Genomic DNA, 19606 nt, shown 5'->3' with positions numbered 1-19606 from the left:
ACTTATTTATAATTTCACTCGTTGTAAACGAAGTGCATTTAATACGACCGAAACTGAACTAAAGGCCATCGCTGCGCCTGCTACCCATGGAGCAAGCAGACCGAGTGCAGCAATTGGAATACCTAATGTATTATATGCAAATGCCCAAAATAGATTTTGTTTAATATTACGCATTGTTTTTCTACTCATTAGAATGGCATCCGCGATACTATTTAAATCTCCACGAATAAGCGTAATATCTGCAGCTTCCATTGCCACATCTGTCCCTGTACCAATTGCCATCCCAATATTCGCTGTTGCTAAGGCAGGTGCGTCATTAATACCATCACCAACCATCGCTACTTTTTTCCCTTGGACTTGAAGTTTTTTCACTTCATCAGCTTTACCTTCTGGTAAGACTTCTGCAATAACATGATTCACGCCTACCTCTGTTCCAATTGCTTGAGCAGTACGCTCGTTATCACCAGTCATCATGATGACCGTAATCCCCATATCCTGTAAACGACGAATAGCTTCTTTTGATGTATCTTTCACGGTATCAGCCACAGCTACTAAACCTGCATATTGCCCATTGATGGCTGCTAACATGGCTGTCTTACCATTTCGTTCTAGTTGCTCCATTGTTGGTAAAATATCATTAATATGAATACCATATTGTTGCATTAATTTACGTGTGCCAATGATAACACCTTGACCTGAGACAGTTGCCTGCACACCATAACCCGGTATTGCTTCAAAGAATTGAACGTCACCTAAAGCTATGCCGCGTTTTTCTATACCTTGAACAATGGCTTCAGCTAGTGGATGCTCTGACTGCTTCTCTGCTGCCCCGATTAAGGATAAAAAGCGTGCTTCATCTTGCTCTGGCGCTAACATAACATCTGTAAGCTCAGGTTTACCATGTGTCACTGTTCCTGTTTTATCTACAACAACTGTATCTATGCCTTGTGTTTGCTCTAAATGTTCTCCCCCTTTAAATAAAATACCAAACTCAGCTGCACGTCCAGAGCCTGCCATTATTGAAGTTGGTGTTGCTAACCCAAGTGCACATGGACAAGCAATGACAAGAACTGCGATTAATACCTCTAAAGCAGGTGTAAATTCCCCTGGACGGACCCAAATAATCCAAATTAAAAAGGTTACAATGGCTATGCCCACAACAATAGGTACGAAAATCCCTGAAATCTGATCTGCTAAACGTTGAATAGGTGCTTTCGATCCTTGAGCATCTTCGACCACTTTAATAATTTGTGCTAATGCTGTATCACGGCCAACCTTTGTTGCAGTCATTTTAATAAAACCATTTTTATTAATAGTTGAGCCAAATAATAGATCACCTTGCTTTTTATCAACTGGTAGACTTTCTCCTGTTAGCATTGATTCGTCAACAGCTGTTGTCCCCTCTATTACCTCACCATCTACAGGAATTTTTTCACCTGGTTTCACTAAAATAACATCGCCAATGATAACTTCTTCTAATGGGACCTCCTTTTCTATACCGTCACGTACAACGATCGCTGTCTTTGCTTGAAGTCCCATTAGTTTTTTTATGGCTTCAGATGAACGTCCTTTTGCCTTTGCCTCAAATAATTTACCTAATAAAATTAGTGTAATTAATACAGCACTCGTTTCAAAATAAAGATGTGGACCGTGATGTGATCCTATCGTTACAATCGCTTGATAGACACTATAGAAATAGGCTGCTGATGTCCCCATCACAACAAGCACATCCATATTTGCACTACCATTGCGTAATGCTTTATATGCCCCTACATAAAATTGTTTACCAATAATAAATTGCACTGGCGTAGCCAATACCATTTGGACCCATGGATTCATTAGAAATTCTGGAACATATAAAAATGACGTAAAGGAAAAATGACCAACCATCGTCCAAAGCAGTGGTAAAGAAAGTATAGCCGATAAAATAAATTTATGTTGTTGCTGTTTGATAGCTTTTTCACGATGATCCACTGTTTCCTGCTCATCTGCCTTTTGATGTGCCCCATAGCCTAGCTTCTCAACTTTTGTAATAATATCTGCGATGGATACTTCCGAAGGATTAAACTCGATCATCGCTTTTTCCAGTGCTAAGTTGACATTAGCAGAGGAAATACCAATTAGTTTATTTAACCCTTTTTCAATGCGAGTCGCACAGGCTGCACATGTCATACCTGTAATATCAAGTTCAGCTTTTTGTTTAACAACACCATAGCCAAGTGCTTCTATTTTCTTTTCAAAATCTGCTTCACTTAGTTTAGTGGGGTCATATTTAATAGATGATTTTTCAAGTGCTAAATTTACTGTTGCATGTTCTACACCATCCATTTTATTTAACCCTTTTTCTATTCGAGTGGCACAGGCCGCACATGTCATCCCTGTAATTTGCAAATTAGCTTCCTTATGATCAGAACTCATTTACCTTTCACCTCTCCTTATACCAACAGGGGGTATATAATTTTGAAAATAAGAGAGTGCTACTTGAGCACTCTACAATTATTATTTTACGTCATATCCTTGGTCATCAATTGTTTCTTTAATTTGGTCAAGTGATACTTGTGCATCATCAAAGGCAATATCCACTAAGCCATCTGCTAAATTAACTTTTACTTGTTCAACACCAGCTAGAGCACCAACACTTTTTTCCACTGCATTTACACAATGACCGCATGACATTCCTTGTACGTTTAATGTTACGTTTTGCATAATAAAATCTCTCCTTTTGTATGTTTTCAATCTATTTTTTCATTAACTTTTGAATCGTTATTACTAACTCATCTAATACTGCTTCATCGCCTTCTGATAGACGATCCACAACACAGCCCTTTAAATGACCTTCTAATAATATTTTTGCCACACTATTTAATGCAGATTGTGTAGCAGATAGTTGCGTAATAATATCATCACAGTAAACGTCTTTATCAATCATTCCCTTAATACCACGAATCTGACCTTCAATTCGATTTAAGCGAGTTGTTAGATCCTTTTTCACACGCTCAGGGTGATGACTTTTTCGGCAAGACGTAGCTTCCTCTGTATGACAAGCATCCTCTTTTACTGTCTCCTCCATTCACTACACCTCCTATTTGTAATTATCATACTATACCCGCGAAGGGTATGCAAGTCATAAAAAATTTTATTTATCATCGTGATGATGTTCATGGTCATTTTCTAATTTACATAAAATAGAATTATCATGTCGATGTAAGGATGTTTCTAATTGAATTGTTATATGCTTAATGCCCTTATGTTGAAGATTATGTTCAATTTTCCGCAAGATATGCTCACTCTCAGCTATTTTCAATTGATCATTTACAACTGCATGACAGGATAATGCATTCGTTCCACTAGTTATTGTCCAGATGTGTAAATCGTGGATACTTTCTATTCCATCAGTCTGCTCTATTAGCTGAATAATCTCCTGAACATCTATATTTGAAGGTGTCCCCTCCATTAATACATGAATCGAGGCTTTTGTGACATGGTAGCCACTTCGTACGACCAATAATGCAACAACAACGCTTGCAAGAGGATCTGCCCAGCCCCAGCCAAAAAACATAATTAATAGTGCCGCAACAATAGCGCCTACAGATCCTAGCATATCACTTAGTACATGTAAAAATGCTCCGCGCATATTTAAATTATCCTTTGTATCACTTCCACGCATCATAATCCAGGCAACTAAAATGTTAACGAACAAACCAATTGTACTGATTATAAGCATTCCAGTTGTAGCTACTTCTGGTGGGTTTGTAAATCGTTCAATCGCTTCATAGAAAATAAATAATGCGATTCCTATTAATGTAATGCCATTCAATACTGCAGCTAAAATCTCAAATCGTTTATAGCCGTATGTTTTACTATAGCTTGCAGCTTTTTCCCCAAACATAAAAGCTAACATGGCTATACCTAAAGAGATAGAGTCACTTAACATATGCCCTGCATCTGATAAAAGAGCCAAACTATTTGTTAAAAAGCCACCAATGGCTTCCACTACCATATACCCTGTAATAATAATAAACGACAGTAATAATACCTTTTTATTTGCACCATGTGTATGATCATGGCCATGGTCGTGTTGATGTCCCATTGTTATTCCCTCATTTCATTTTAGTTATGAGCCGCATGCTCAATAGCCTGCTTCAATAAATTCATAATGTGATCATCGTCCTTAGAATAATATAAGGTTGTTCCTTCCCTTCTAAATTTCACCAATCTTAAATTTTTAAGAAAGCGTAATTGGTGGGAAACCGTTGATTGGCCTAAATCTAAAATTTCTGCAATATCATTAACAGAATGTTCATCTGAACAAAGTAAGTTTAAAATACGAATTCGTGTTGGATCACTCAAGGCTTTAAAAGTCTGAGATACTACAAATAATGTCTCTTCATCTAAATGCTGATCAATATTTTTTTGCATTTCTGAACTGTTTAATTTTTCATCCATAGAAGTTTACCCCATTCTTCAATATTTATATATGAGCATGTGTTCATATATAAATATATATGGATATATAAGGAATGTCAACAAGTATTTATGCTTCGACATATTACAGGTCAATCGTTGATTTTAAATGAATATATCATCCGAAAAGAAGTAAAAGTAGCAATTACCACTTCAGCACGCTACACTACTGTTAAGGAGAGATATGAGTGGATATTTTTGACGCAGATCGTTTATTTATGAAACAAGCATTAGAGGAAGCTCAACAGGCTGCAGTACTTGGGGAAGTACCAATTGGTGCAGTACTTGTTTATGAAGGGAAAATCATTGCACGTGCGCATAATTTAAGAGAAACAACGCAAAATGCAACAACACATGCGGAGCTGTTAGTGATTCAAGAAGCCTGCAAAAAAATAGGGAGTTGGCGACTGGAGGATACTACTCTTTATGTTACATTGGAGCCTTGTCCAATGTGTGCAGGAGCCATTCTCCAATCACGTGTACCCCGAGTTGTTTATGGGGCAAGAGATCAAAAAGCTGGCTGTGTAGATTCTCTTTACCATTTATTAAATGATGAACGCTTTAATCATGAATGTGATGTAACAGAAGGGATTTTAGCCGAGGAATGTGGTCAAATTTTAACAGACTTTTTTAAGGCATTACGAGACCGTAAAAAAGCTGAGAAAAAAGCACGATTAGCTTCCAACGATGTAAATGGTCTTTAAAGAAGGTGCCTCCTAATGAGACACCTTCTTTAATATTTAAGGGAATGGCGATATATATGAAATATGTCGTAGCAGCGACCATCTTCATAACTAATTTATTGAGCTTGAATAGTGGATTGTGTAAAAACACATTCTCCTTCGATATATGTAGCGAATGGTTTTACATGCATAAGCTGGTTATGTGAAAGCGTCAGCAAATCGTCTGTTAGTACAACAAAATTAGCTTCATAGCCCTCTTTTAACTGACCAACGTTCTCCATACGAATCATCGTCTTGGCATCAACTGTGTATAGCTGTAATGCCTCCTCTACAGAGATTTTTTCTGCGGCGCCTAAATCTGTGCCATCATAAGCTGTTCGTGTAACGGCTGCTTGTATCGTCACAAAGGGATTAGCCGCTTCTGCCCATGATGTAGCAGGTGCATCTGAAGAGAGCGCTGTCGCAATCCCCCTCTTGAGAAATGTTTGTACACCATATAATGTCTGTGTTTTTTCTAGCCCTAGATTCTCTAAATAACTCTCAATTTCACAAAATAAGAAGATGGGTTGTGGCACAAAGCCTATCCCCCATTCAGCAGCTTTTTGCAAGGCACTTTTAGATGGCATGGCTGCATGCTCAATACGAACAGACGGTGCATCTGTTAACCAAGCCTTTTCCTCATAAAATGTGTCGACAATTAGATCAATGGCTCTGTCCCCCATTGCATGAACCACTAATTGAATACCATATTCTTTTGCTACCGCAGCAGCCGCTAGCAGCTCCTCTTTCGAAGTCATCGCTATGCCTTTTTCATCACTTCCCAAAAATGGCTCAGAAACAAGTGCTGTACGGCCTGAAACACTGCCATCCGAAAATAGCTTAATGCCTCCGATATAGGCTCCTGCAGAACGATCAATAGTATTTGCTGTTAACAGCTCATATCGTTGAATATCCTCCCAGATATAATAAACTGCTACGCGTTGCTTAAAACCTTTTTCTCGGGCTTTACGATACAGGCCTAAATAATCAATAGGCGCTACCGTGGCCATTAATTCTGTAATACTTGTTACACCATAGGATGCCAAAGTTTGTGATAGCTTTAGAAGCCTTTTGACAATCTCTTCTTCAGATGGTGTAGGTAAATGCTGTAGTACTAGATTACGTGCATTTTCACGCAGTATGCCTGTAGGTTCCCCATTTTCATCACGATCGATTTGTCCACCCTGTGGATCAAGTGTATCCTTCGTAATACCTGCGATTGCTAATGCTCTACTATTGACCGATATGATATGACCACATGTACGCATAACAATAACAGGTAACTCTGTAGAGGCACGGTCTAAGTCCTCTTTTAAAGGCGCTCTTCTTTCCTTTAGTTTCCCTTCATCATAGCCCCAGCCTAATAGCCATCCCCGCTGACTTGCATCATAGTTTGCTAATGCATTAATTATATCCTCAATAGAATAAATATATGGAGGTAAACAAGCCACTTGTTCCATAACATCTGCTAACATAATGGGATGCATATGAGCGTCAATAATCCCAGGAATAATGAGCTTTCCTTGTACCTCTATTACTTCTCCCTTATAGGGAGGTAAATCTTCCTGTTGTCCAATCCAAAGTACCTTTCCTTCTTCAATTACCATAGCCGTTGCAGATGGCTGATTAGTATCTGCCGTATAAATCTTTGCGTTACAAATAATTTTCATCATTTTTCAACTCCTATTTCTTCCATACCAAAAGTAGATTTTTCAGGATCTTCTGCTTTCAGCACCTTATGCAAAATAGTACCGATAATAAAGCCAACAATAGATGGCATAATCCAAGCAAATCCACTAGACTGCAATGGTAAATGCATGACCAACTGTGTCACACCAGGTATCGTAATTTCATAGCTAGCAAATGTTTCAACGACGCTTACTAGAAATGCAAATAGGACAGTTCCTTTATAGGCTCCTGCATTTGGTACAAAACGATCAAAGGCTCCCAGTAGCACAAGTACAATAATGACTGGATAAATTACCAAGAAAATCGGCAATGTAATTTCAACGATGGCACCTACACCTAAGGAGCCAATAGTTGCGCCTACTACACACATAATAAAGACCCACGTTCTATAGCCAAGCTTCTCTTTTGTTAGTTCATTTAAAAACTGTGAGGATATGACCATGACGCCAATCGCTGATGTTAAGCAGGCAAAAACAACACATATAGCTAGTAACGCTTTACCCAAATTACCAATGACACTAAAGGCAATGCCCGCTAATAGTTCTGTATCACTGCCCGAATTTGTGATGATGCCACTACTTGTAGCCCCTAAATAAAGTAGACCTCCATATACTGCAATTAACCCTATTGCAGCAATAGCCATTCCACCAAGCGCGACTTTTTTAGATTGTTTCCCTTTATAGCCATAGCCTACTATTGCTGCTAAAAAGATTGGCGCACAAAGAATACCGGTTCCCACATCCCCTGTTTGATAGGCTGCTATTATGGAGTTGGCAAAAACCCTTTCTGCTCCTGTATTAATTGCTGCTCCTATTGGGTCTAATACCCCTTTACCAATGAGGATAATAAGGATAAGAACAAGAACAGGCGTCAACCATTTGCCAATCTTATCGATCACATTTGATTGGTCCATCGCAAAGTAAAAGCAAATCGCGAAAAATGCTAATACTGACACAATTAAAGGTACGTTCGGAATAATTTGTGATACTCCTAATTCATGAGTTGTCGCTGACATCCTCGGTATTGTGACAACCATTCCAATACAAACCATCATGACCGTATTAAAGGCTTTATAAAACCAATTTCCGATTGGTCTTGTGAGCGCTTCCACAGTTCCCCCAGTATTATAAATTGCATACACCGCAAGCACAGGTAAAATAACACCCGTTAAGCTAAAGCCCATCAGAGCGGAAATCCATGATTCCCCTGCACTATTACCTATGGATGGCGGAAATATTAAATTCCCAGCACCAAAAAATATAGCAAATAAGGCTAGCCCCACGATTATCGTATGCTGTACAACTTTAGACATATCCTCAACCCCTTTATAATCGTTTACAGAAGATTTATCTAAATAATAAAAAATTTAATAACACGAAAAAAGGAGATAAATTTTTATCCCCTTTTTGTAAAATTTTTTTTACAGCAATTCATATTTTAAACACTTATATTTTAGTAATTGACGAGAAATACCTAAACGTCTAGCTGTTTCCGCTAATCGTCCATCAGTTTCACGCAACTTTTCCGCTATAATTAGACGCTCGTAGGCTTCCGTTAAATCTCGTAAATGTCCAGATTGGTTGTTTTGTATGATCGATTGAGTTGAATGTTGAACATTTTTTTTAATCCTCTCTGGAACATGTTCAACAAGTATTTCATCCCCAAGCAAATTATTATATGCCGATTCAAGGGCATTTTTTAGTTCACGCACATTCCCCGGCCAATGATAGGCATAAAATAACTGAATTACTTCATTACAATAGCTTACATTTTTCTGTAGTGTATGTTCATTGTAAAATTGTATATAAAAATCAAGGATAAGGGGAATATCTTCCTTCCTTAATCTTAGCGGTGGCAAATCAATTTGAAGAACATTTAAGCGATAAAATAAGTCCTCGCGTAGCCTTTTTTCAGCTAATAGTTTGTCCACATCTTCATTGACAGTAGTAATATACCTTATATCCAAGGGCTCACCATTTAACACCTTTATATCTACCGCATGTAAAAGTTTCGCTTGCAAAGATATATCCAATAAATTAAGGTGATCGATGAGTAGCGTCCCACCATTAGCCTCTTGTAATTTTCCACTTTTTGCTTCATTGTCCGAGCCGTATAGCTGCGTAAATATATTATCCTCTGTCAATGTTGAGCAGTTCAAAGTAATAAACGGCTTTGTATAGCGTTCACTTTCATTGTGTATGCCTTGTGCGATTATATCTTTCCCAGTTCCAGTTTCCCCAGTTAGTAAAACGGGTGCACTTTTTTGAGCACTACGACGTGCCTTTTCAAGTTGAGTTTTCATTTCGGCGTTTGTTGTAATGTAATCCTCTAAACGATAGGTTGTATGATTATCTCGATATAATTTATGTCCCAGGAAATTATCTAGGTATTTAATTTGCTTAGTTTCATAAAAATGTTTTGAAAATTCAATGGCACCAATGGCTTTTCCATGCTCCATAATGGGATAGGTCGAACTCAGTGATAAATAACTAAAACCGTTCAATGTTGTCAGTTGTTGTTCATAGTATAAAACTGGCTGCCCTGTTTGTATGACTTGAAAGACAGTACTTGTCTCAGGTGATAAATTTTGATAATTATCAGTCACAGTGCTGTGAAAAAATTCATCTGGTGTTAAGCCGATTTCCAATAATATATTTAAATCTGCTAAATCATAAAAGATTGCACAGCCTTTATCATCTGTAATTAAAACATTATCAAATTCACTGAAAGCCTGTGCAAATTGTTGCAATTCCATGAATTTCTCCCCCTTGTCCCCATGAATATTACCCATTATAACGAATTTTCAAAAATTATGAGAGAATTCAATTTTTGCAACACAAAAAAGCTATTTTAGAACATCCATAAAGGAATTGTCTAAAATAGCTTTATCTGTCGTTTATTTTGGTGCGATTACTTCTTTACCGCCCATATAAGGTCTTAAAACTTCAGGAATTACTACGCTGCCATCAGCTTGTTGGTAGTTTTCTAGAAGAGCAGCAACTGTACGGCCAATGGCAAGACCTGAGCCGTTTAATGTATGCACATATTCTGGTTTTGCATTTGGCTCACGACGGAAGCGGATATTTGCTCGTCGTGCCTGGAAATCCTCAAAGTTAGAGCAAGAAGAAATTTCACGGTACATGTTTTGTGCAGGAATCCAAACTTCTAAATCATATTTTTTCGCTGCAGTAAAACCTAAATCAGCTGTACACATTTTTAACTTACGATATGGTAAGCCTAGTAATTGTAATACTTTTTCTGCATGACTTGTTAGTAGCTCTAATTGTTCGTATGACTCCTCTGGTTTTACAAAACGTACTAATTCTACTTTATTGAACTGGTGTTGACGAATTAAACCACGTGTATCACGACCTGCAGATCCCGCTTCTGAACGGAAGCAAGCACTATACGCTGCAAAGCCTTGTGGTAAAGCTTCAGCCGGTAAAATCTCATCTCGATAGAAGTTCGTTACTGGTACTTCTGCAGTTGGAATCATAAAATAATCTGTTTCCTCTAATTTGAATACATCTTCCTCAAATTTCGGAAGTTGCCCTGTACCTGTTAGGCTATCTCGATTAACAATGACAGGTGGTAGCATTTCCTCGTAACCATGCTCCTCTGCATGTAAATCCATCATGAATGTCATTAATGCTCGTTCTAAACGAGCACCAAGACCACGATAGAATAAGAAACGGCTACCTGTTACTTTCGCGCCACGTTCAAAGTCTACAATTTTTAAATCCGTTGCAAGGTCCCAGTGTGCTTTAATATCAAAATCAAATGTCGGAATTTCACCCCACGTATATTCTTCAACATTGTCATCCTCTGTTGTGCCTACTGGTACAGATTCATGTGGGATATTTGGTAAACGCATCATCATATCTTTAAAGCGTTCTTCAACATCATTTAATTGTACATCTAATTCTTTAATTTCATCGCCAACCTGACGCATACGAGCAATGACTTCATCAGCATTTTCTTTGTTGCGTTTCATAACTGAGATTTGTTCAGATACTTTATTGCGTTCTGCTTTTAATTCTTCTGTTTTCGCAATTAATTCACGACGTTTTGCATCTAAGCCTTCAAAGTCATCTAAATTTCCTAAATCTTCATTACGTGTTAATAACATCTCTTTAATTTCCGCGAAATTATCGCGTACGCGTTTAATATCTAACATCTTCATACCTCCAATAGTTTCTTCATGATGGAAAATCGTTGCAGCGAAATGAACACAAAAAAGCCCTCATCCCTAAAAAGGGACGAGAGCTACCCGCGTTGCCACCCTAATTGACTAGACCTATTTCTGCCTAATCCACTTATTTCATAACGGCATTTCAGCCGGCTACAGCCTACTTCATTCACTTCGACTGTGCAACTCCAGGACGGATTCACAAGTGCTTTTATCAGCTTCCACCAGCCGCTGACTCTCTAAAAAAAACGTGCTTGCTACTACTTCCCATCATCGTGTTCAGTTATTTAAAATTTAACCATACTGTACTATATGAAAACAAATTTTGCAAGTCATACCATAGAGGTTACAAAATATTCAAGAATTCGTGTATCCTCTGTTAATTCGGGATGAAACGAACAACCCAATAAATGGCCATCTTGTGCCAAGATTATTTTCCCTTCATGTTGTGCAAGAATTTCAACATCTTTACCTACCGCTTCAATATGAGGTGCACGAATAAATACTGCTGGAATCCCTACACCTACTTTAGGAATATCTAGTTGTACTTCGAAGCTATCCACCTGACGTCCATAAGCGTTTCTTGCTACAGTCACGTCCATCACAGCCAAATGTGGTTCATCTTCAATTAGATCCTTGGCTAATAAAATTAATCCCGCACATGTACCAAGCATCGGTAATCCTTTCTGTGCAAGTCCACGAATTGGCTCTAGCAGATCAAATCGATCCAGCAATTTTCTCATTGTTGTGCTTTCTCCACCTGGTAACACAAGTCCATCTAGGCTTCCTAAATCCTTTCTTTGTTTTACTTGAGTTGCTTCACAACCAAGAGCTTCTAACATTTGTATATGCTCACGAACTGCTCCTTGTAATGCTAATACACCAATTCGCTTCATGCTACCAACCTCGCTCTTGCATACGCTCGTTGTGTCCAAGCTGTGCAATATCAATCCCCTTCATTGGCAAGCCGAGCTCTTTTGATATATCTGCAATAAGCTTGTAGTCTTTATAATGAGTAGTCGCCTCTACAATGGCACGTGCAAATTTTTCAGGGTTCTCAGATTTGAAAATACCTGAGCCAACGAAAACGCCATCAGCTCCAAGTTCCATCATTAAGGCTGCATCGGCAGGCGTCGCCACTCCTCCTGCTGCGAAGTTTACTACTGGTAAACGACCAAGACGTTTAATTTCTCTTAATAACTCGAAAGGAGCTCCTAGTAATTTCGCCTCTGTCATTAATTCATCCTCTGTCATTCCTACGACTTTACGAACCTGTGCATTTACTTTACGAATATGGCGAACGGCCTCCACAATATTCCCTGTACCTGGTTCACCTTTAGTTCGTAACATCGAGGCACCTTCCCCGATACGACGGGCTGCTTCCCCTAAATCGCGACAGCCACACACAAACGGTACTGTGTATTCACTTTTTAATAAATGGTACTCTTCATCTGCTGGTGTTAAAACTTCACTTTCATCAATATAATCAACACCCATTGCTTCTAAGACACGTGCTTCAACAATATGACCAATACGTGCTTTGGCCATCACAGGAATAGTTACTGCCCCCATCACTTCCTCAACAATACGAGGATCAGCCATGCGTGCAACGCCACCTGCTTTCCGAATATCTGAAGGTACTCTTTCTAATGCCATAACTGCTACAGCACCTGCAGCTTCTGCAATTTTTGCTTGCTCTGCATTAATGACATCCATAATGACGCCGCCTTTTTGCATTTCTGCCATTCCACGCTTTACTAGCTCTGTACCTGTTTGTTTCATTTTCTAACCTCCACCTTTATGATGAAGTTTAGTATAATAGAAATTGACCATATAAAAATATCCAGTTTTCAAAATATTTATAGGGTCAGGAGGTTTCAGATTATGGATATGCTTTTATTCCAGCTTGAAAGAGATAGTGATAAACCGCTTTATGATCAGCTTTATAACGGTATTAAAGAGGCTATTATTTCTAAAAAAATAACTGTAGGAGAAAAACTGCCTTCAAAAAGAAAATTAGCTGATTTTTTAAACATTTCCCAAACAACAATTGAAATTGCCTATGCTCAGCTATTAGCTGAAGGCTATATTATGTCCAAATCACGTATTGGCTATTTTGTAGAAGAAATAGATGAACTGCCCTACATTCAACAAGATACTATGGCATCCATTAATGAATATCCTAAGAAAAAGTCTTACAAAATCGATTTTAATCCAGGATCTATTGATATCGATGCTTTTCCATTTCAAACATGGAGAAAGTATGCAAAAGAGCTTTTTGACGATACCTCAAAGGAGCTATTATTAACAGGGGAACCACAAGGTGAACTGTCTTTACGCACAGAGATTGCTAATTATTTATATCAATCCCGTGGTGTTGTATGTCACCCTGAACAAATTGTTATTGGTTCAGGGACGGAGCAGCTCCTCCCTATGATTCTCCGTCTTTTTAGTGAGGACACTAGCTTTGCATTAGAAAACCCAGGATACCCTGCCGTCCATCGAATGTTTTCCCAGCATAAACGAAAAGTTTACCCAATTGCAGTTGATGAAGAGGGCATAATTATTCATGATCTTGAAAAAACAAATGCGAATGTTGTGTATATTACACCCTCACATCAATTCCCAACTGGGGCTGTATTATCTGCTACAAGACGAGCACAGGCTTTAAATTGGGCAGCACAAAGCACCTCTCGCTATATTATTGAGGATGATTATGATTCGGAATTTCGTTATGCTGGTAAACCAATTCCTGCCCTACACGCATTAGATCGAAACGATAAAGTGATTTACATGAGTACTTTTACCAAATCTTTAATGCCATCCTTGCGAGTAGCTTATTTTGTACTTCCACCTAAACTACTTGCCACTTATAACGATGTCTTTAATTATTACTCTTCCACTGTGCCTCGTTTTGATCAGCATATTGTAGCAAATTTTATGGGTGATGGGCATTTTGCAAAGCACCTCAATCGTATGCGTAAAATTTATCGTAAAAAACATGATAAATTAACTTCTATTTTAGAAAAATATTCATCATCCATTAACATTACTGGTGAACAAGCGGGTATGCATATTTTATTAGAGGTTCAACACACATTTTCAGAAAAACAATTACAACAGCTCGCCTCTCAAGCAGAGATCGGTATTTATCCATTATCAGCCTATAGACTAGATCATTATGAATCTTCACAAGCTCAATTTTTATTAGGTTTTGGAGGGATTCCCGTACAAGCAATCGAATCATCCATTGAGCAGTTGATGGATTGCTGGAGCATACAAAAAAATGACCCATCTACCAGTGAGTAGATAGGTCATTTTATATTAAGTCTCAATTAATTGAATTTGATAATGCTCAAACCAAGTATGAATTTGCCCTAGATAAGCTAAAAGCTGGGGACCTGCCATTAATTGCCCATACCATGGAACCTTAAAAGAGCTACCTCCCGATTCAATTAACTCCGCAAGCTTTTGTCGTTCAAATAGTTCATGCAAGATTGAATTTTTATCATGTAGAATTTCCTTCAACCATTTTTGCACTCCTGCTGTATAGACAGGATGATATGTTTTTGGATAAGGATTTTTTTTACGATATAACACTTCATTCGGCAATAGATGTGCCATTGATTTTCGAAGTAATCCTTTTTCTATTCCATCCAAATTCTTCATTTCCCACGGAATATTCCAAGCATATTCTACAAGCCGATGATCTGCAAAAGGGACACGTACCTCTAAACTTGCCCCCATACTCATACGATCCTTCCGCTCTAATAATGTTTGCATAAACCATAGCATATTTAAGTAGGACATTTCGCGATGCTTTGCCTCTGCTAGACCTTCTCCATCTAACAAAGGAACTTCAGCTATTGTTTGTGTATATAGTTGTTGTGCATAGGCTTCAATTTTTAATTTGTTGTTCCACTTCTCTTGGAGTAATGCACTTCTTTCAGACAATGAACGTATCCAAGGGAAACCAGTAGTCCTATCTTTAAACCATGGATAACCACCAAAAATTTCATCTGCACACTCTCCTGATAGCGCTACAGTAAATTCCCTTTTTATTTCCCGACAAAACCATAATAACGAGGAATCCACATCTGCCATACCTGGGGAATCGCGAACAATGACCGATTCTACTAATAAATCAATTAACTGTTGCTGGGTGATTTCCTCTGCGTGGTGAGCTGTCTTGAAAGTTTCTGTCATTTTTTGAATCCAGTACGTATCTGTGGAGGTTTGGAAAGAATGTGGGTTAAAGAAGCGCTCATTGTCTTCATAATCAATAGAATACGTATGCAATTGCTGGCTTTGCTGTTGGAATCTATTTGCTGCTATGCCTGTGATAATACTGGAATCTAGTCCTCCTGAAAGAAACGTACAAATGGGTACATCCGAAACTAGCTGACGTTCAATAGCATCCGTTAACAAAAAACCAACATGTTCAATCGTTTCTCCTAATGTTTCTTCATGTCTACGGCTTTGTAGCTGCCAATACGGCCAACTTCTTAAACCTCCTTCTCTAGAGAATCGCATAGCATAGCCAGGTCGTAATTCTTTAATATTTTGAAAAAGGGTTTTACCTGGCTCTCTAGAAGGCCCTACAGCCATCATACTTGCCAACCCTTCAACATTTACACATGCTTGAACCGTAGGGTGTGCTAGCAGAGCCTTCACTTCAGATGCAAAAAGTACACCATCTTGTTGCTCTGTATAATACAAGGGTTTTACGCCTAGTCGGTCTCGACACAAAAATAAAGACTGCGTTTGCTCATCCCAAACACCGAAGGCAAAAATACCATTTAGAAATTCTACACACTGCTCTTTCCATTCAATATAGGCAGTTAATAGTACTTCAGTATCCGATTGTGTTGTAAAGCTGTGCCCTCTTTTTTGAAGTTCCTTACGTAGCTCCTCTGTATTATAAAGTTCGCCATTATATGTAATGACATAGTTCAAACCATCATGGATTTTTTTCATTGGCTGTTTGCCACCGATTAAATCAATAACAGCCAACCGTCGATGGCCAAATGCAATATGCTCACTACACCAAATATTTTCATCATCTGGCCCTCTCTTATTTAATGTTTGCGTCATTGATTTTACTATTGTGTCACTTGTTCTTAAGTCCTTTTGAAAACTAGCCCAGCCTGTAATACCACACATTTAGCCACATCCTTTCGCCTATTAGCGTATGCTATAGCGTGTAAAAATGTGAAAAAGCACATGAATGCTTACGTACATTCATGTGCTCGTATTTAAATATTAAAACAATCCACCAACAAAGTCTGTAATGCCTCCCCATAAATTACCGAAGAAGTTACCTACACCTTGGAAGAACAATGAGATACCGCTAGCACGCTCTACAGCCTCTGTTGTGACAACATCGGATGAAATATCCTTGCCATCGATAAAGCCGTAATCTGTGCCTTCTGTGCGTTCAATAACGACCTTTCCTACAACAGTGCCTTTTTTAACGTCTGCCTCTAAACTCTTTTTATCTAAAACCAATGTAGGTTTATATAAGTCTTTATCAGAAGACTTAATCATAAATGAAATTGGTTCTTTTACTGCAATCGATACTTTGTCTTCTTTACCTTTTGTCACTTTAACCGTTTTTTGATCTTTGAATGTATAGTTCCCTGGTAAAATTTCTTGCTTTGAGAATTGTGAAAAGCCGTAGTTAAATAATTTCGCTGTGGCATCAAAGCGAGCTTCATAGGACCCTTGTCCATTTGCATCAACAGCCTTCATTACAACTGCAATCAAACGAGTACCATTGCGCTCTGCAGTACCTGTGAAGCAGTGACCTGCAAAGTTTGTTGTACCTGTCTTTAATCCATCTACACCTTGATATTCATACACTAACCCCGGTAACATAAAGTTCCAGTTAGACATTTTAATTGCATCTTCTGTCCCTTCACGGAATGTCTTTTTTGCAATTTTAGATGTCTCTAATACCTTTGGGTGATCTTTTAATAAATGATATGCTAATTTTGCTACAGATTTTGCAGGCATCACATTTTCATCTTCTGGTCCTGTGCCTGATGGATGCATACCAAATAAATCAGCATTATTAAGACCAGTAGCATTGACAAATTTATAGCCCTCTAAACCAAGTTCTTCTGCTTTTTTATTCATTAACTTTAAAAATTCAGTTTCAGAACCTGCGATCGTTTCAGCAATGGCTACGGTTGCTGCATTTGCTGAATAGATTGCCATTGCCTCGTATAGCTCACGAATCGTATAAGTGCCATCTCTACGTAAAGGTACATTACTTAATGCACGATTTTGAGACATACGATACGTATAATCTGTTACGTGATATTCTTGATCCCACTTAACTGTCCCTGCATCAATCGCGTCCAATAACAGGTATTCAGTCATCATCTTTGTCATACTTGCAATACCTAGTGAAGTATCTGCATTTTGTTCAAATAAAATTTTTCCTGAATCTGCATCAATTAAAATCGCAGCATCCACTGTTAATCCTAAATCTGTTTCTGCATTTGCATTGGCAGGAATACCTGCAAAAATACTAAATAATAAAACAGGAATTAGGAGTAAGCGTAATACGGTGTTCATTTTCTTTTTCACCTTTAAAGCCCTCCAAAAAATAATCTTGTCCTCGACATTTTATCATAGATAACAACAAACGTGTTGACTCTCTACCATAAAAAAATGCTCTCGCGCCATCTTTGTAGACGATGCGAAAGCATAAAAGTTGCAAGTAATATATTACATGGAATAGTTTGGTGATTCTTTTGTAATCTGTACATCATGTGGATGTGATTCACGTAGACCAGCACCTGTCATTCTAACAAATTGTGCATTCTCGCGTAGGTGCTCAAGATGTGGAGCTCCACAATAACCCATACCAGCGCGAATACCACCAATCAGTTGGTAGATTGTATCAGCTAATGGTCCTTTATAAGGAAGACGGCCTTCAATACCTTCAGGTACTAATTTTTTTGCATCCTCTTGGAAGTAACGATCTTTAGAGCCTTTTTCCATTGCGCCGATAGAACCCATACCACGATAAACTTTAAAGCGACGTCCTTGGAAGATTTCTGTTTCTCCAGGAGATTCAGATGTACCTGCTAGAAGTGAACCAAGCATTACAACGTTGCCTCCAGCTGCTAGAGCTTTGACGATATCACCAGAGTATTTAATACCACCATCAGCAATTATTGTTTTACCTAGCTCACGAGCTACTGTAGCACAATCATATACTGCTGTAATTTGTGGTACACCTACACCTGCTACAACACGTGTAGTACAAATAGAACCAGGACCGATACCTACTTTAACAACATCTGCTCCTGCTTCAAATAATGCACGTGCGCCTTCTCCTGTAGCAACATTACCAGCGATGATTTCTAGCTCAGGGTAAGTCTCACGAATTGAGCGAATTGTTTGTAATACGCCTTCTGAATGACCATGGGCTGTATCGATTACAACAATGTCAACTTGTGCTTCTACAAGCTTCTCAATACGTACCATCGTATCTTTTGATACACCAACTGCTGCGCCTACTAGTAAACGGCCATGTGTATCTTTCGCAGCATTCGGGAATTCAATCACTTTCTCGATATCCTTAATTGTAATAAGTCCAGTTAATCTACCTTCTTCATCTACAATTGGAAGCTTTTCGATTTTATATTGTTGAAGAATTTTTTCAGCATCCTCTAAAGTCGTTCCAACTGGAGCTGTAATCAAATCTTCTTTCGTCATTACATCTTCAATTTTTAAAGAGTAGTCAGAGATAAAACGTAAATCACGGTTTGTAATAATTCCTACTAGCTTTTGATTTTCCATACTATCAACAATAGGAACACCAGAGATTCGGTATTTACCCATTAGATGCTCAGCATCGAAAACTTGATGTGTCGGAGTTAAGAAGAATGGGTTTGTAATAACACCATTTTCAGAACGTTTTACTTTTTCTACTTGTTCAGCTTGCTCATCAATCCCCATATTTTTATGGATAATACCGATACCGCCTTGACGTGCCATAGCAATCGCCATTTTAGACTCTGTAACTGTATCCATACCTGCGCTGACCATTGGGATGTTTAATTTAATCTTTGGTGTTAATTGAACAGATAAATCAACATCTTTCGGTAGTACTTCGGAATGAGCTGGTACTAATAATACATCATCAAAAGTTAAACCTTCTTTGGCAAATTTAGTCTCCCACATTTTCGTAACTTCCTCCTATAGTTAAAAGAATATTAATTGTAAGATTAACAACGTGGACTGCTACTGTCAAGGAACTTATAAAAGAAAGACAATTCAGATTTTTAACAAACAACAATTAAGATAAACAATACAAATAATTAACTACATTTTCGAGGCATTTATTTGCATTTTTTAAATTCAAAAACACATTAGAACAAACTCTTTAGTAAAGTTAAAAGTTATCAAGAGAAAATAAAAAACAGTCAGCACACAGCTGACTGTTTTGTTTGCCTAGCGACGTCCTACTCTCACAGGGGGAAGCCCCCAACTACCATCGGCGCTAAAGAGCTTAACTTCCGTGTTC

General features: G+C 38.2%; 16 protein-coding genes, 1 rRNA gene and 1 other annotated feature. Of the genes, 2 read left to right on the top strand and 15 right to left on the bottom strand.

What is annotated here, in order from left to right; translation table 11 throughout:
* Window positions 1-6: 6 nt before the first annotated feature.
* From EW028_RS23505 to EW028_RS23485, 5 genes are all read right to left on the bottom strand, one after another.
* Window positions 7-2418 carry a heavy metal translocating P-type ATPase gene (locus EW028_RS23505; RefSeq protein ID WP_131522637.1) on the bottom strand — a complete coding sequence of 804 codons (2412 nt, stop codon included), beginning with the start codon at window positions 2416-2418 and terminating at the stop codon, window positions 7-9.
* Window positions 2419-2499: 81 nt separating this feature from the next.
* Entirely contained in the window at window positions 2500-2706 is a 207-nt protein-coding gene (gene copZ / locus EW028_RS23500; RefSeq protein WP_004233974.1) for a copper chaperone CopZ, read from the bottom strand.
* Window positions 2707-2737: 31 nt separating this feature from the next.
* A complete protein-coding gene (locus tag EW028_RS23495; protein ID WP_004233976.1) occupies window positions 2738-3070 on the bottom strand; it encodes a metal-sensing transcriptional repressor in 333 nt (110 codons plus the stop codon).
* Between the two features lie 66 nt (window positions 3071-3136).
* On the bottom strand, window positions 3137-4090 hold the full coding sequence (locus EW028_RS23490) for a cation diffusion facilitator family transporter (RefSeq protein WP_131522636.1): 954 nt from the start codon (window positions 4088-4090) through the stop codon (window positions 3137-3139).
* 20 nt (window positions 4091-4110) lie between these two features.
* Window positions 4111-4446 carry an ArsR/SmtB family transcription factor gene (locus EW028_RS23485; protein WP_016995255.1) on the bottom strand — a complete coding sequence of 112 codons (336 nt, stop codon included), beginning with the start codon at window positions 4444-4446 and terminating at the stop codon, window positions 4111-4113.
* A 206-nt stretch (window positions 4447-4652) separates the two neighbouring features.
* Between EW028_RS23485 and tadA the strand changes: the two genes are divergently transcribed.
* The gene (tadA, locus tag EW028_RS23480) at window positions 4653-5168 is read left to right on the top strand and encodes a tRNA adenosine(34) deaminase TadA (RefSeq protein ID WP_131522635.1); all 516 of its coding nucleotides are present in this window, start codon (window positions 4653-4655) and stop codon (window positions 5166-5168) included.
* 95 nt (window positions 5169-5263) lie between these two features.
* Here tadA and EW028_RS23475 read toward each other — a convergent pair whose 3' ends face one another.
* From EW028_RS23475 to pdxS, 6 genes are all read right to left on the bottom strand, one after another.
* Window positions 5264-6859, bottom strand: a complete 1596-nt coding sequence (locus EW028_RS23475; RefSeq protein WP_131522634.1) for an amidohydrolase — start codon at window positions 6857-6859, stop codon at window positions 5264-5266.
* Window positions 6856-8187: a branched-chain amino acid transport system II carrier protein gene (brnQ, locus tag EW028_RS23470; protein ID WP_131522633.1), complete on the bottom strand. Its 1332-nt coding sequence runs from the start codon at window positions 8185-8187 to the stop codon at window positions 6856-6858. The genes EW028_RS23475 and brnQ overlap by 4 nt, the downstream gene beginning before the upstream one ends.
* 108 nt (window positions 8188-8295) lie before the next feature.
* Window positions 8296-9630, bottom strand: coding sequence for a sigma 54-interacting transcriptional regulator (locus EW028_RS23465; RefSeq protein ID WP_131522632.1), 1335 nt, complete (start codon window positions 9628-9630; stop codon window positions 8296-8298).
* A gap of 141 nt (window positions 9631-9771) precedes the next feature.
* The gene (gene serS / locus EW028_RS23460) at window positions 9772-11052 is read right to left on the bottom strand and encodes a serine--tRNA ligase (RefSeq protein ID WP_131522631.1); all 1281 of its coding nucleotides are present in this window, start codon (window positions 11050-11052) and stop codon (window positions 9772-9774) included.
* A gap of 75 nt (window positions 11053-11127) precedes the next feature.
* Window positions 11128-11347: a binding site (T-box leader), on the bottom strand.
* A 49-nt stretch (window positions 11348-11396) separates the two neighbouring features.
* Complete coding sequence (gene pdxT / locus EW028_RS23455) at window positions 11397-11960, bottom strand: pyridoxal 5'-phosphate synthase glutaminase subunit PdxT (RefSeq protein WP_131522630.1); 564 nt, start codon at window positions 11958-11960, stop codon at window positions 11397-11399.
* A gap of 1 nt (window position 11961) precedes the next feature.
* Complete coding sequence (pdxS, locus tag EW028_RS23450) at window positions 11962-12846, bottom strand: pyridoxal 5'-phosphate synthase lyase subunit PdxS (RefSeq protein ID WP_131522629.1); 885 nt, start codon at window positions 12844-12846, stop codon at window positions 11962-11964.
* Between the two features lie 102 nt (window positions 12847-12948).
* On the opposite strand from pdxS, the gene pdxR reads away from it, so the two are divergent.
* Complete coding sequence (gene pdxR, locus EW028_RS23445; protein WP_131522628.1) at window positions 12949-14373, top strand: MocR-like pyridoxine biosynthesis transcription factor PdxR; 1425 nt, start codon at window positions 12949-12951, stop codon at window positions 14371-14373.
* Window positions 14374-14388: 15 nt separating this feature from the next.
* Here the strand turns inward: pdxR and asnB are convergent, their stop codons facing one another.
* The 4 genes from asnB to rrf all read right to left on the bottom strand — a co-directional run.
* On the bottom strand, window positions 14389-16227 hold the full coding sequence (gene asnB, locus EW028_RS23440) for an asparagine synthase (glutamine-hydrolyzing) (protein ID WP_131522627.1): 1839 nt from the start codon (window positions 16225-16227) through the stop codon (window positions 14389-14391).
* Between the two features lie 99 nt (window positions 16228-16326).
* Window positions 16327-17658, bottom strand: coding sequence for a D-alanyl-D-alanine carboxypeptidase family protein (locus EW028_RS23435; protein ID WP_131522626.1), 1332 nt, complete (start codon window positions 17656-17658; stop codon window positions 16327-16329).
* A gap of 141 nt (window positions 17659-17799) precedes the next feature.
* Window positions 17800-19263 (bottom strand): IMP dehydrogenase, encoded by a 1464-nt coding sequence (guaB, locus tag EW028_RS23430; protein WP_004233999.1) that lies wholly within the window; start codon window positions 19261-19263, stop codon window positions 17800-17802.
* Between the two features lie 268 nt (window positions 19264-19531).
* Window positions 19532-19606 (bottom strand): 5S ribosomal RNA (gene rrf / locus EW028_RS26420); the annotation flags it as partial.

It is taken from the genome of Lysinibacillus sp. OL1, from assembly GCF_004332175.1.
Lineage (GTDB): Bacteria > Bacillota > Bacilli > Bacillales_A > Planococcaceae > Lysinibacillus > Lysinibacillus capsici.
This window is presented reverse-complemented; position numbering and strand designations above follow the sequence as displayed.

Coding starts and splice junctions, on each gene's coding strand:
- pdxR (WP_131522628.1), top strand. CDS start 12,949: ATGGATATGCTTTTATTCCAGCTTGAAAGAGATAGTGATAAACCGCTT.
- EW028_RS23475 (WP_131522634.1), bottom strand. CDS start 6,859: ATGATGAAAATTATTTGTAACGCAAAGATTTATACGGCAGATACTAAT.
- serS (WP_131522631.1), bottom strand. CDS start 11,052: ATGTTAGATATTAAACGCGTACGCGATAATTTCGCGGAAATTAAAGAG.
- brnQ (WP_131522633.1), bottom strand. CDS start 8,187: ATGTCTAAAGTTGTACAGCATACGATAATCGTGGGGCTAGCCTTATTT.
- pdxS (WP_131522629.1), bottom strand. CDS start 12,846: ATGAAACAAACAGGTACAGAGCTAGTAAAGCGTGGAATGGCAGAAATG.
- EW028_RS23465 (WP_131522632.1), bottom strand. CDS start 9,630: ATGGAATTGCAACAATTTGCACAGGCTTTCAGTGAATTTGATAATGTT.
- asnB (WP_131522627.1), bottom strand. CDS start 16,227: ATGTGTGGTATTACAGGCTGGGCTAGTTTTCAAAAGGACTTAAGAACA.
- EW028_RS23485 (WP_016995255.1), bottom strand. CDS start 4,446: ATGGATGAAAAATTAAACAGTTCAGAAATGCAAAAAAATATTGATCAG.
- pdxT (WP_131522630.1), bottom strand. CDS start 11,960: ATGAAGCGAATTGGTGTATTAGCATTACAAGGAGCAGTTCGTGAGCAT.
- EW028_RS23490 (WP_131522636.1), bottom strand. CDS start 4,090: ATGGGACATCAACACGACCATGGCCATGATCATACACATGGTGCAAAT.
- guaB (WP_004233999.1), bottom strand. CDS start 19,263: ATGTGGGAGACTAAATTTGCCAAAGAAGGTTTAACTTTTGATGATGTA.
- EW028_RS23495 (WP_004233976.1), bottom strand. CDS start 3,070: ATGGAGGAGACAGTAAAAGAGGATGCTTGTCATACAGAGGAAGCTACG.
- copZ (WP_004233974.1), bottom strand. CDS start 2,706: ATGCAAAACGTAACATTAAACGTACAAGGAATGTCATGCGGTCATTGT.
- EW028_RS23505 (WP_131522637.1), bottom strand. CDS start 2,418: ATGAGTTCTGATCATAAGGAAGCTAATTTGCAAATTACAGGGATGACA.